Origin of the sequence: Collimonas sp. (assembly GCF_035566375.1) — a bacterium.
Taxonomy (GTDB): domain Bacteria; phylum Pseudomonadota; class Gammaproteobacteria; order Burkholderiales; family Burkholderiaceae_D; genus Collimonas.
Genome location: NZ_DATMRK010000028.1, coordinates 1 through 12,536, shown reverse-complemented (window position 1 = coordinate 12,536; position 12,536 = coordinate 1). Strand labels below are relative to the sequence as shown.

Below are 12,536 nucleotides of genomic sequence, written 5' to 3'. Positions count from 1 at the left end.
TAGTTAAATAGGCGCAATGCCTAGTCCGATGACCGGGCGTATCTTCGGGAGCAGTCTTGGCACAACGCAAAATTCAAGCCGTGTATATGCGTGGCGGCAGCAGCAAAGGGGTGTTCTTTTGTAAGGATTGGCTACCGGCCGATCCGGTATTGCGCGACCGCGTATTGCTGCGCGTGATTGGCAGCCCGGATCCTTACGGCCAGCAGATTGACGGCATGGGAGGTGCGAGCTCCAGCACCAGCAAGGTTGTGCTGATTAGCCGCTCCATACGCGAAGATTGCGATGTCGATTATCTGTTCGGCCAGGTCGCCATCGATAAGGCGATGATCGACTGGTCAGGCAATTGCGGCAATCTGACTGCAGCGGTTGGCCCGTTTGCGATCGCCCAAGACCTGGTGGGTGCGCCGCGTGACGGCGTCGCAAGCGTCCGCATCTGGCAGGCGAACATCAACGCCAGGATCATCGCCCACGTGCCGATGCAAGACGGTGCGGTAGTTGAGGAGGGCGATTTCGAGCTGGACGGCGTTACTTTTCCGGCGGCCGAAATCAAAATCGAATTCCTGGATCCGGGCGGTGATGGCGCTGAGGACGGCGCAGGCGGCATGTTTCCGACCGGATCGCCGATCGACATGCTCGATGTACCCGGTGTGGGTGCGGTCGCGCTGACCATGATTAATGCCGGCAATCCGACTATCTTTGTGGATGCTGCAACGCTCGGGCTGACGGGAACTGAATTGCAGCGTGACGTCAATGGCAACGCCGAATTGCTGCAAAAGGTGGAGGCGATCCGCGCTCACGCAGCAGTCCGGATGGGGCTGGCAAAGACTGCAGAGGAAGCAACGCAACTGCGGCCGCATACGCCAAAACTGGCTTTCGTCGCCAAACCGTTGGCCTACGTGGCATCGAGCGGCAAGCATATCGACCCCGCCGCGCTGGATCTCAATGTCCGGATTTTTTCAATGGGAAAATTGCATCACGCGATGACCGGAACCGGGGCCGTAGCAATCGCTGTCGCCGCCGTCATTCCCGGCACCATCGTCAATCGTATGATGCCTGAGCAAGCGAGCCAGGCGGCGGGTGCGGTCCGCTTCGGCCATCCCTCCGGTAGTTTGACTGTCGGCGCCGAGGCAGAGCAACGCGACGGCGCCTGGGTGGTAACCAAAGCCGTCATGAGCCGCAGCGCGCGCCGCTTGATGGAGGGCGTGGTGTTGGTGCCGTCTGCGGCCTTCTCTGATTGATTCGACAGAGATAAATCCGGTTCAAATATCAAATGCCGGTTTTATGCGCTGTGAATATCAAGCGCAGCCCAAGCGCTGCGATTGCGCCGGCTGCGACACGATCGATCCATGTCTTGGCTTTCAGATAAAGTTCGCGCGGACCTTGGCTGGAAAAACACAGGGCGACGGTCGTGTACCACCCGGCTTCGACCGCAAAAACCAGCGGCGGCAGGGCGAAGTAGCACCAGAGGGGCGGATGCTGGGGCAGCAGCGCTGCGAAGATGCTGCCATAAAAGATGGCGGTCTTCGGATTGCTCAATTGCGTGCTGAGACCGACCCAGAAAGATTTTTGCAGGTTGCCGCCGCTTTCAGAGCGGTCGCTGTCAACGGTAAGCGGAGCCGGCGCTCCGCGCCAGATTTTAGCCGCAAGGTAAACCAGGTACAGCCCGCCTGCCACTTTGAGGCCGATGTAGAGCCATGCAACCGAAGCCAGCAGCGAGTAAAGTCCGACCAGTGCAACGCCACTGAAAAAAACTCCCCCGATCCCCATTCCGATAGCCGTGGCCAAACCATCGCGACGTGACAGGCCGATAGCGTTGCGGGCAACAATCACGAAACTGGGGCCTGGACTGATCGCCCCGATTAATAACGCGCTAAGGATTGCTGTGATAGCGGCTAACGGGCTCATTAGCGTTTCTCCCTAAGGTGGAACTGGTAATTCTAGATCAAATCGACGGCATGGTGTGCTGCAATCCTTGCTCGCTGGCCAGCGGTGGGGAATTTGACAAACCGGTGCTTTAAAACGATCTCGCGCATACGATAGTCGGTAGTTAATAAGATGGATTACCTTCAACGCACCGCCGATGCACCACAGCAGGAGAAAACAAAATCACTTTGCCCTATGAAAATCAGAGACATCATAGTTTCTGAGCGGCATCTTTGATTTACAATCCCAGCATGGATTCGCCTGAATCCACCGCACGCCGGGCACAGGCGCTGGGATAAATAAGATGCAAGGTAGTTCATTTGGTAAACCGGCAGTTATGGTCGTGGGCGCTCTGCTTGTGCTTGGCATGTTCTCTCATACTTTCATTGCCTCAGTACCAGCCAATCATGTCGGTGTTGAATTTAATCGAGTCGATGGCCGTGTCGAACCCGCACCGCTGACCAGTGGTTGGCATCTGATCGGATTCGGTACTACTGTTGTGGATTTCCCGACTTTTACGCAAACCTACGCTTGGACAAAATCGTTGACAGAGGGACGCGCTGAAAACGAATCCGTGAATTTTCAAGTGGCTTCCGGCGTCGTGATCAATGCCGATGTCAGCATCTCTTATGGCATCGACCCGAGCAAAGCGCCGGCCTTGTATCAAAAATACAAACGTGGCTATGAAGAGATCACGTCGCAGATCATTCGCAACGCCATTCGGAATTCACTGAACGCTTTCGGCTCAGCTTATGACGCCGAGGGCCTGCTATCCGGCGGCAAGATCAAGCTGGCCGAGCAGGTGCGTACCGAGATAAACCATGAACTCGGACCTTACGGTGTGCTGGTCGAGCAGTTCGGATTTATCAATGAACTCAGGCTGCCGGCCAATATTCAAGGCGCCATCAACGCAAAAATCCAGGCGACACAGGAGGCGTTGCAGTCAGAAGCCTTATTGCGCAAAAACCAGGCGGACGCAGCCAATGCCGTCGCAATTGCCAAGGGCAAGGCAGATGCAAAGGTTGCTGAAGCAGAGGGAGATGCACGCTCGCTGGAAATTGTGGGTGAAGCGATGAAGCGCTATGGGTCAGAGGCCGCCCAGGTCAAGAATCAATCGCGCTGGATTGAGAAATGGGACGGCAAACTTCCGACTACCACTACCGGCGCAAATGCCTCAACAATGATTGGGATTGGAAAATAGCCGGATTTTGAATATGATCCCGGCAGTTTTGCAGTTTTGCAGTTTTTCAGTTGAGCACATGAACGACAGTCGCTGCAACATGATCGCGGGTTTGCCGACAGCTGCTACCGGAGCCACTTGCGCGGCTCCGGTCATGGCATGACGCATGCGATCAGTGATGCGCCATTGCGACGCCGCCCGCGCCATCCGGCAAGGCGATGCGGACGTTCTGCATCATCCCTTGGTCTTCATGGTCAAGGATGTGGCAATGCAGGACAAAGTCACCGATGTAGCGCTCGTACCGGGTACGGAAGGTCACGGTGTATTTACCCACTCGCCCTGACGGGACAGTGCCTTCCTTGTTCTGGCTTTGATTCAGTATCCAGATCGTGTCTTTCCACATGCCCTTCATGCCGCGGAACTGGTCGTCGAAAGGATCGGGTTGCGGGCTGTCCTGGCTCAGGTCTGTCTTCCCATCCGGGGCAATGATGCTGACGATCTGGACGGGGTTCACGTGAATGTGGAACGGGTGACTGCCGAGCATCGATGTCATTTCCCATTTATCCACATCACCCAAGCGTAGCTTGCGGTCGATCAACGCCGGGTCGTACGAATGCACGTCCGCGTCATTGGTGCCGACCTGAAAGAGCGTGGGCGTGGTCTCGGTCTTGAGCTTGATATCGAACACCAGGGTTTGCGTGCCGGTCACTTCGCTCGGGTCGATGGTCCGATGGGGCTCGAAGCTGCTTAGTTTCAGGCCGCCACGCAGCTCTTCGCCAATCCTGGCCTGCACGTCGACAGGCATATTGGCCTTGGCGGCTTCCAGCAGTTTGCTTTCCACATACGCTGGGATGCTCTTGATCGGCTCATGAACGCCCGGCTCGACTTTCACCAGCCCCAGCAAGCGTGCAGAAGGCACGGCCTGGTCGACGGTATCCGCCACTTTCACATCATTGATGACGCAATACTCGCCAGCCTCAGGGAAGACCACCAGGGCGTCCCAGCGATAGCCCGGCTGGAACGTGACCGACTGCCTGACCAGCGCCTTGGAGAGGGTCAAACCATCGGCTGCGACCAGTGGCATGTCCAGCTTGGGGCCGGTGCAATATTTGTTGACATATTGCTCGGTCGCCGCCGCCTGCAAACCGGCCGGTTTGGGGGCGTTGCTGGCCAGACGGCGAATCACGAAAGAAATGGTATCGCGCACCCCGCCGTGAATCATCCGCCAGCGCTCGATCTCGCCGGCCTTGGCCTTGGCGAGCGTGCCCATGACGACACCGTTGATGCTGGTATAGCGACCTGAGTCGTTCCACGAGCTGAATTGGTCGTAAGCGTCGATCTTGCCTACGTCACCGGCATCGCACACATACCGGCCTTGGGTGTCCTTCTTGACGGCGCCTTGCGCATTGCGGCAGGCGTACTGAATTTGCTGGAACACCAGCACCCGTTCCGGGAAGGTCGTCGCGCCGTAGGGTTTGAGCAGCGTATCCAGATCGCCATTCTCGGTCGGCGTCGGCAAGCGGGTGCCGCGCACGATCAAGGGGCCGGCCATGCCGCTCGATACCTGCAAGGCAGTCGAGCCGTGGCGGTGTGTGTGATACCAGAAGGTGCCAGCCGGATGGGTCTGCGGGATGTTGTATTCGTACTGGAAGCCCACGCCGGGGTTGATCGACAGTAGCACGTTGTCGCTATTGCCGGCCGGGTTTACCCACAAGCCGTGCGAGTGCAGGTTGGTGCCGTTGAAGCAATGCGGTTTGTTGATGTCGTGCTTGGGTTCACCGGGCTTGGGGGGAGGGGGCGTGCAGCTATGGTCGCGCGGCAGGTTGTTGTTCAGATTGATGCGGATGGTCTGCCCCGGATAAGCCTCGATTTCCGGTGCCATATAAACGGTCGAGCCCTCCTTGGGCCATTGCGTGGACGGCTCGGTCGGTTTGGCCGGGCTGCCGTCCCCTTGCGCATAACTGCGCAGTTGCACCTTGTCATACTTGATTTCGCCCGGTTTCTCGCGCGCCGGGTTGCGAATCCAGCCATTCACATACTGGATGTTCAGATCGAAATACACCTCGCGCGCCACCCCGGGCGATAGCTCATTGGCGCGTGGCAGGCTCAGCAGATTGAGGCGGCGCGGTTGCTCGCTGCCGGTTTCCTGCACCGGTGGCTGCACCGTCGGGGTAAGTGCCTTCAGCAAGGGGGGATTGGTGACTACGGGCTCATCCGCGAGCGCGGCATGGGGGGCAAACAGGGCAAGGCTGGTGAGTACCGCTGCGGGTACGCGATATCCGATATGGATAGCACTCGTCTTTGCAATCGACATATTGTTTTCTCTCCTGCGGGTCATGGGGCGGATCACGGGCATTTCGGCTGCGGCGGCGATTATGGGAATTGCAGGATTGAAATTCATCTCATATTCCGCAGGATGGGAAATATTGATATTAAGCAATATTTCTGCATTAAACTAGCAAATCGCTAAAATAAAGTAGCCCTCGGGAAAGCGGCAGCATTGCGCGCCAGCTCATAGTGCCGCTTCCAATATCGCAAAATAGGAGGCGTCTTGCACTTGCCATGCCCCGGCATATATTGAACTATTGACTATCAGTCCTGCTTTCAAAGCCGGTTATTCGGTAGGTAGCGGCGCGCCTGATCAATAGTTGTCACCGCTGAACTACTATCCTGACTCGTCAATGCCATATCCACCCACCTCTTGCGGAGGAAAATGCGATGAGTGCGACGTTAGAGAAAAAATCTTTGAGTGAACCGGACGAAGTTCGGCCATTCAAAGAAGGAAAGGGCCAGCTAGCCGTCTTTACACTCGGTAACCAGACAATGGGCCGTGGCGAATTCGAGCCCGGCTGGCGTTGGAGCCTGCATGTGAAACCGATAGCCGGGACGGATTCCTGCCATGCCGCGCATACCGGCATCATCCTTGAAGGTCGGATGGTCGTGAGGATGGATGATGGGGCCGAGACGGAATACGGACCGGGCGATCTTTTCTATATGCCGCCTGGGCATGATGCCTGGGTAGTCGGCGACCAGCGTTGTGTGTTGTTCGATGTGACAGGCGTCGCAAAATACGCCAAACCGCAATAAGGTCCGCTTTCTCTGTTTCCAATGATCTACAGAGCGCAAGAAAAAAAGGCTCTCATCGCTGAGAGCCTTATATTCATTGGTGCCCGAGGCCGGACTCTGAAGCCCAATATCTATATCGTTTTTTTAGTCATTGTGTAAATTTTGTGTACATGGCTATCGTGGTGCTACAACGACGCGAAGTGTTCCTTCAGGCGGACTATTCGAGCCGCCACCACTTCCACCAATTCGCCCCAATGACTGATTAAGCGCGTTCATAAGCACTGTCCACGGTGTTCGTTCCCATGGCACGCCTAGCATTTGTTTGCTTCCTGCTTCCGCTTCTTGCTCTGAAACTGAGTGCGTTACGACCGTCACCCCGGACGGCTGCCCATCAACAGATATTGCTGTCGGGTTCTGCTGCGATGCAATTGAAGCGTTTTGCGGAATCGGAACAGGTGCTACGACCTCCCATTTTGCGTCCTGCAAAACTCGCCATATTTGCTGGGCAACATCGAAACATTCTGGATCGTCTCTCAAATACACTATCTCGACATGTGCTTGAGGTTGCCCCTCGATCGCTTTTAGAAATAAGTCCCGCTGAATCTGGCGCGGGCCTAGTTGTTTTCGAAGCTGCTCCGTCTTCAATTCGGCCGCTGCTACTCTTTCCGCAGAGGCGCTGAGTTCAAGTTTTAGGCTGTCGTCTCGTATTTTCCCAGAAATAGCAATTAGAGCTGAACACACGACCCCAATAGTGAGAGCAACGACGCCAACCCAAGTCGACAATTCGAATACTCTATCTGCTGACATTTTCATATCCAATTATTTTTTATGGTGATTCATGTGGACGGAGAATTCAGTTTTTTTTAAGGCCGTTGAGAGTATTCTAGCTGGCGTGTTATTGACCTGGTGCAATTTGTAGTAACTCTGGCGAACGTGTGCTGTGCCAACTTTGCGCATGAAATAACGCATTTTTCAACTATAGAGCGAACCTGCTTCTAAAATAAAGTACCCCTCGGGAAAACGGTAACATTGGTAACCTTTTTTTAAAATCGGCCGCAAAGCCTTGCTGCATAAGACTTTGCGAGTTTTGATAAAAGGTAACTTCCGGGTAACCTTTGGGTAACATGGTTACCATCGTAGAAGGTAATATAGCTAAAAATAATAGTTATATATATCAATGACTTAGGTGTAAGTTACTTTTGAGGTTACCAAAGATTACCTTCAAAGGTAACCATCTAAATCTATATAAATCAGGCACTTGCAAGCGGGAAATGGGGGAGGTTACCAATGTTACCTTTTCCCCGAGGTCAAACCTAAAATCAGCTTTTCATCGCTCATATCAAGAGCCTCGTTTTACCCCTCCAGTGGAGTGAACCCCTGCGGCTGGGCCAGGTAGGGGGGAGAATTTGATACGCTTGCTGTGCCTTTACCAAAAGGAGCAGCATCATGTCAAAGAGAGCATCCAATCGGCGCCATAGCTTGCAGTTCAAAGCGCAGGTTTGTAGCGACATTCGTAGTGGCAAGTATGGCCGACGCGAAACGGAGCGGCTTTATCATTTGTCATCTCAGCTGATCCAGATCTGGCTCAGGCAATATGATCTAGGCGAGCTGGACGCAGAAGAGGTCACCGTCGCCGTGTGCGAAGTCAAGATTGCCCATTTGGAACGCAAGATCGGACAGCTCACGATGGAGCTGGATCTATTAAAAAAAACATCCCGTGTACGAATCGTCAGCAACAACGAGTCGTCCTCGATCGTCAGCGGCCCGCGACCCTCTCCATCCGACGGGGGTGCCAAGTGATGCAATTGCCAAGAAGCACCTACTATTACCGTTCAACTGCAGCACTAGTCGCGTTGGATGATGGCAAACTGGTGGCGCTAATCCGCGATATCCAGGATGAATTCGCCGGCTATGGCTACCGGCGTGTCACGTTGGAATTGCGTGCACGCGGTTATGTCGTCAATCACAAACGCATTGCGCGCCTCATGCGTGAACATGATCTGCACATCAAGCCACCCCGACGTTTCGTACGTACTGGTGCGGCCGAGGAAGATCCGGCGGTGTTTCCCAATCTGTACTGCAATGCCATCCCGACCATGCCCAACAGGGTCTGGGTTGCAGATATTACCTACATCCGGGTTGTAGCCGGTTTCGTCTTCTTGGCGGCGATTCTGGATGCGTTCAGCCGGAAAGTAGTTGGCTATGCCTTTCCCCGCAGATCGATACACAGCTGACTCTGGCGGCACTGAAGGCCGCTATGCAGGCACGGCATCCACCGCCCGGCACATGCATTCACCATACGGACAGGGGCAGCCAATACAGCAGCATCCGTTACCGACAGGCCATGCAGGCCTATGGTCTGATCGGCTCGATGAGCGCTGTTGGCAATCCGTACGATAATGCACAGGCAGAGAGCTTCATGAAGACGCTCAAGGTGGAAGAGGTATATTGGGCCGGCTATGAAACGTTTGCGGATGTCACGGCACGTCTGCCACGCTTTATTGAAGAAATTTACAATGCCAAGCGTATGCACTCGGCGCTTGCCTACATGTCACCCAACCAATTCGAGGCGGAATACGCACTACAGGCGACTTGAATTTTTTACTTCTCCTAATCCGGTCGCTAGGAGGGAAATTCACTGTACCTCTATTTTTGTAAAAAATGGCACTCAATTGGTAACAATATAAGTAATATATATATCCTCAAAGCAATTCCTCGCATCGGATGAGGCTAAGTAACCCGAAATTAGAAATCAGGGAGCCGTCGGTCATGAATACTACATCGCCATCAATAATCAGGGATGCTCGGCGTGCCAGCCGAGCAATTGGTGTAATGTTTTTCAGCGTCTTTGGTGGTGCTTGGCTAATCTTGTGGAGTTATTCGGTATTCGGGGTAACCCCTATTGTCCTAGGGGGCGTCGTCACTGCGACGATCATATTATTTTCTTGCGCACTATTGCGATATCGCAGATATCGAGACGCATTAGCGGCAAACGCTAATTCTCCCGAAAGACGGCGAACAGCGCGCGTTTTTAATATAGTAAATGCAGTTCAATGGACACTCATCATTATTGTTGCCAATGTTTTCCCAAATTTTGGCATGACTTCGTGGATTGTCCCCTCTATCATTTTTATCGTTGGCCTACACTTCTTACCCTTGGCCCGTATCTTTTCAAACCGAGCTCACTATGTCACCGGAAGCTCGTTGATGTTGCTAGCCATCGCCTATCCACTATTTGCTCAAGCTGGTGCCAGCGATCCAGTCGGATGTCTTGGTGCCGGTATCATTCTTTGGGCTAGCGCAGTGTGGGGGTTAAGTACTAGCCTCACCTCAGGAACACGAATGATTGACGTACCTAATAAACGTTAGTTATATGAAGCGATCCCGTTATCGGCAATTTTAACTATCTTAAACGGACATCCAATTTACCTTCGGCTGTTCGTCGCTGTACCAATTTGAGGCCAAACACGTACAACAGGCGACTTGAATTTTTTGCTTCCCTTGGTCCAGTGGCAGGGGTTCACTCCACAGGTGCGTCATTTTGCGTCACTTTTTTTCGACGCATTCTGGCCCTCAGACGGCAGGACTTCCCTATGTGCATCAATTCCAAAAATTTGAGTCGAAACCGCCCAATTTAGCGGGCAGGCGTGGCGGGGGGATGACTGCGCGCGCCGGCTCATGGTGTCGGTTCAATCCTCTAGTTTGGCTCATTAACTGAGGTTCTACGCCCAAACCGGCGGAAATTTCAGAATCCCGTTTTTCTCACCGTTCCAACAGCTTTTGACCGTCTTGCTGTAGCACGCCATCTGGGCCAAGATGCCCGGCGGATTGCGCCAGGGCGTCAACCGCGCCAGCGTCGCTATCCAGCGACCCAAAATAACAAGGGCGACCGCAGCCGCCCTTGTCCACCTGCGATCAAGCGACATTAATTGGAATACAGCAAGCCGCGGCCCGCGCCGTTGACATAGATCCGGCCGTAGATGTTCCAGTCAGCCGCCATCGCGCCGATGCCGCCGAACTGGTGGGCATCGTCGTTAAAGCGGTTCCAGGTGCTGCCTGCATTGTCGGAAGCCCACACGCCCCACTGGCCGTTGATCACGCCCACCACGTAGATTGCGGCCGAGTACGGCGCGCCAACGGCTGCCTTGCCCAGGGCCACGACGCTGGCGCCCTGCGCGTCGGGCGCCCCGTTGCCGTTGCTGAAGATAGACGCGAAGTTGTTAAGCTTGGTCCAGGTGGCGCCCGAGTCGACCGAGTGGTACACGGTATCGCCGTCAGCCAGCCAGACGTCGCCCTCGACGTTCGGATTGACGGCCATCGAGGTGGCGTGCCACGGATTGGCGCGCAGCCCCGCCGACACCGAGCCCTGGCTCAGGGTGAAGGTATGGCCGCCATCCGTCGAGACATAGACCCTGCCTGGCGTTCCCGACCACCATACACCGCCCGAATCGTAGGCATAGACCTTGTTCGGGTTCTTGCGGTCCACCGCGAGCCGGTAGGCGCGTGTCCAGCCGCCGAACACCGTCAGCGCGGGGAGATTCGTCGCCGTCCAGCTGGCGCCGTTGTCGGTAGTGTAGGACGGCACCGCATTGGACGGCGCCCAGATCGCCTTGTTGCGTGCGGTGACAACGATGTTGGACGCTTCGCGCCCATCGGCCGCGGCGCCGGCAGGCAGGGTGGCGAAGTTCGCCCACGTGGCGCCGCCGTCGCCCGACCAGTATCCGTATCCTGCGCCACCGGACCCGTTCGCGGCGGCGACAGCGGCAATGTATTGCGGATCGGACCAGCTCATGTCGGCCGAATTGCCATTAATCCAGCCCGTGGTGGGGCCTTTGGTCGGCATCGTCGCGAGGTCCGTCTGGACCCAGGTGCCGATGTCGCCCCCGCTGTTGATGAGCTTGTACGTCGCACCGGCTGGCGGGGTGATGACGGCCAGGGTGACAGTCTCCTCGATGCCGTTCACCTTCAAGGTCCAGCTCGGTGTCGCCGACGAGGCGTTCATCGTCTCCCAGATGCCGGGACCGTCAAGGTGCATGATGTGGTCGCGGTTGTTCGGATCGATCTCGACGTCATCATTCCAGCCCCAGTACCCGGAGGTGGTCTGCGTGTGGGGCATCTGGGACTCGATTTCGCGCCAGGTGCTGCCGGCGTTGTCGGACAACTGGGTGATCTTCTGGCCGGGGAAATCGGTCCAGGTATTGGTCACAGCCAGCGCGACGCGGGTGGTCGGGCCGCTGCCATAGACGGACACGCCGCCGTAGCCGCCCGCGGTGGTGGTGCTAAGCAAGGTCCAGATACCGCCATTGTTACCGCTAAACTTATAGAGGTAGCCGGGACCATCGCCGCCCGGGCCCGCGTTCTTGTTGAATACCACGTAGTACATGCCATCGGCGGCACGCGCGAAGTGCGGGATGTAATACCCGGCGACCGCGGCCGGCACCGCGACCGGCGTCCATGAAAAACCGCCGTTGCTGGACCTGTAGAAGGTGGAGGTCAGGCCCGCCGCGTTGGCGTAGTCGGGGGCGACTGCGACCCACATATTCCAGGTCGTCTGGCCGCCGCCCACGTTCCCATTGTCGAAGATGATCTGCTCGACGCCGACCGCGGCGGTGTTCATATTGAGGGAAGACAATCCCGTGACCTGCGCCCAAGTATGGCCCGAGTCCGCGCTCTTCCACAGGCCGGCATTGCGCGAACCGTAGAACATCGTCGACGGATTGGTCGGATCGAGCATCAGGCGCTCGCCGATCGCCCGGCCCTCAGCGTTGCCGTTCACCATGAATGGCAGGCTGACCCACGTCCAGTTGGCGCCCCGGTCGCTGGAAGCATACAGCCGACCGTTGCCGCCATTACCCCCGACCAAGTAGACGAGCTGGTCGTTGGTTGGATCGAGGGCGATGCTTTCGATGCAGTGGAAGACGGAGTCGGCCTGGCTGAAACCCAGGCCATCGGTAATGGGCGCCCATTGCGACGTGGTCTGGTTCCAGCGGTAGGCTCCGCCAACGTCCGTCCGGGCGTACAAGACGTTAGGCGACGTCGGATGATAGATCAGGCCGCTGACATAGCCGCCGCCGCCCCACTTGACGCTGGTCCAGGTGGCCGCCGCGCTGCCGGTCGAGGTGCCTCCGGATCCATTAGTTGGCGTAGAGCCCGTGCCGGCTGGTGTCCCGTTCGTGCCGGTTGGCGTGGACCCTGTGCCGGCTGTCGTAGAGCCCGTGCCAGCTGAAGTGGCCGCCGTGCCGGTTGAGGAAGAGCCTGTTCCGGCATCACTCGTGCCGCCACCACACGCGCTGAGTATCAGGCAGGCAGAGATCGTTATAAAGAATTGTTTTTTAAAAAAAGATGTCATATTTTTCGCATGCGATAG

9 protein-coding genes and 1 pseudogene are annotated in these 12,536 nt (G+C 56.1%); 6 read left to right on the top strand and 4 right to left on the bottom strand.

From position 1 onward, the window contains the following. The first annotated feature begins 56 nt into the window (after nucleotides 1–56). Complete coding sequence (gene prpF / locus VNZ60_RS07215) at nucleotides 57–1,238, top strand: 2-methylaconitate cis-trans isomerase PrpF (RefSeq protein ID WP_325657747.1); 1,182 nt, start codon at nucleotides 57–59, stop codon at nucleotides 1,236–1,238. Between the two features lie 28 nt (nucleotides 1,239–1,266). Here the strand turns inward: prpF and VNZ60_RS07210 are convergent, their stop codons facing one another. Beyond that, on the bottom strand, nucleotides 1,267–1,905 hold the full coding sequence (locus tag VNZ60_RS07210) for a LysE family translocator (RefSeq protein ID WP_325657746.1): 639 nt from the start codon (nucleotides 1,903–1,905) through the stop codon (nucleotides 1,267–1,269). A gap of 322 nt (nucleotides 1,906–2,227) precedes the next feature. Here VNZ60_RS07210 and VNZ60_RS07205 point away from each other — a divergent pair, with 322 nt between their 5' ends. Further along, nucleotides 2,228–3,124, top strand: a complete 897-nt coding sequence (locus tag VNZ60_RS07205) for a prohibitin family protein (RefSeq protein WP_325657745.1) — start codon at nucleotides 2,228–2,230, stop codon at nucleotides 3,122–3,124. 151 nt (nucleotides 3,125–3,275) lie between these two features. Here VNZ60_RS07205 and VNZ60_RS07200 read toward each other — a convergent pair whose 3' ends face one another. After that, nucleotides 3,276–5,441 (bottom strand): multicopper oxidase family protein, encoded by a 2,166-nt coding sequence (locus VNZ60_RS07200; RefSeq protein WP_325657744.1) that lies wholly within the window; start codon nucleotides 5,439–5,441, stop codon nucleotides 3,276–3,278. Nucleotides 5,442–5,821: 380 nt separating this feature from the next. Here VNZ60_RS07200 and VNZ60_RS07195 point away from each other — a divergent pair, with 380 nt between their 5' ends. Next, nucleotides 5,822–6,190 (top strand): cupin domain-containing protein, encoded by a 369-nt coding sequence (locus tag VNZ60_RS07195; protein ID WP_325657743.1) that lies wholly within the window; start codon nucleotides 5,822–5,824, stop codon nucleotides 6,188–6,190. A gap of 153 nt (nucleotides 6,191–6,343) precedes the next feature. On the opposite strand, the gene VNZ60_RS07190 is transcribed toward VNZ60_RS07195, so the two are convergent. Beyond that, a complete protein-coding gene (locus VNZ60_RS07190; RefSeq protein ID WP_325657742.1) occupies nucleotides 6,344–6,976 on the bottom strand; it encodes a hypothetical protein in 633 nt (210 codons plus the stop codon). A 639-nt stretch (nucleotides 6,977–7,615) separates the two neighbouring features. Here VNZ60_RS07190 and VNZ60_RS07185 point away from each other — a divergent pair. The 3 genes and pseudogenes from VNZ60_RS07185 (at nucleotide 7,616) to VNZ60_RS07175 (ending at nucleotide 8,765) form a co-directional block, all read left to right on the top strand. Next, complete coding sequence (locus VNZ60_RS07185; RefSeq protein WP_325657741.1) at nucleotides 7,616–7,969, top strand: transposase; 354 nt, start codon at nucleotides 7,616–7,618, stop codon at nucleotides 7,967–7,969. After that, nucleotides 7,969–8,501: pseudogene (locus tag VNZ60_RS07180) on the top strand (IS3 family transposase); the annotation flags it as partial. The gene VNZ60_RS07185 and the pseudogene VNZ60_RS07180, both read left to right, overlap by 1 nt. A gap of 12 nt (nucleotides 8,502–8,513) precedes the next feature. Then, nucleotides 8,514–8,765, top strand: coding sequence for an integrase core domain-containing protein (locus VNZ60_RS07175; RefSeq protein WP_325657739.1), 252 nt, complete (start codon nucleotides 8,514–8,516; stop codon nucleotides 8,763–8,765). 1,329 nt (nucleotides 8,766–10,094) lie between these two features. Here the strand turns inward: VNZ60_RS07175 and VNZ60_RS07170 are convergent. Beyond that, entirely contained in the window at nucleotides 10,095–12,518 is a 2,424-nt protein-coding gene (locus tag VNZ60_RS07170; RefSeq protein ID WP_325657738.1) for a dockerin, read from the bottom strand. Between the last annotated feature and the right edge of the window lie 18 nt (nucleotides 12,519–12,536).

Excerpts from the sequence above, each read along its gene's own strand:
- VNZ60_RS07210 (WP_325657746.1), bottom strand. The coding sequence starts at position 1,905 with ATGAGCCCGTTAGCCGCTATCACAGCAATCCTTAGCGCGTTATTAATC.
- VNZ60_RS07175 (WP_325657739.1), top strand. The coding sequence starts at position 8,514 with ATGCAGGCCTATGGTCTGATCGGCTCGATGAGCGCTGTTGGCAATCCG.
- VNZ60_RS07205 (WP_325657745.1), top strand. The coding sequence starts at position 2,228 with ATGCAAGGTAGTTCATTTGGTAAACCGGCAGTTATGGTCGTGGGCGCT.
- VNZ60_RS07195 (WP_325657743.1), top strand. The coding sequence starts at position 5,822 with ATGAGTGCGACGTTAGAGAAAAAATCTTTGAGTGAACCGGACGAAGTT.
- VNZ60_RS07170 (WP_325657738.1), bottom strand. The coding sequence starts at position 12,518 with ATGACATCTTTTTTTAAAAAACAATTCTTTATAACGATCTCTGCCTGC.
- VNZ60_RS07200 (WP_325657744.1), bottom strand. The coding sequence starts at position 5,441 with ATGACCCGCAGGAGAGAAAACAATATGTCGATTGCAAAGACGAGTGCT.
- VNZ60_RS07190 (WP_325657742.1), bottom strand. The coding sequence starts at position 6,976 with ATGTCAGCAGATAGAGTATTCGAATTGTCGACTTGGGTTGGCGTCGTT.
- VNZ60_RS07185 (WP_325657741.1), top strand. The coding sequence starts at position 7,616 with ATGTCAAAGAGAGCATCCAATCGGCGCCATAGCTTGCAGTTCAAAGCG.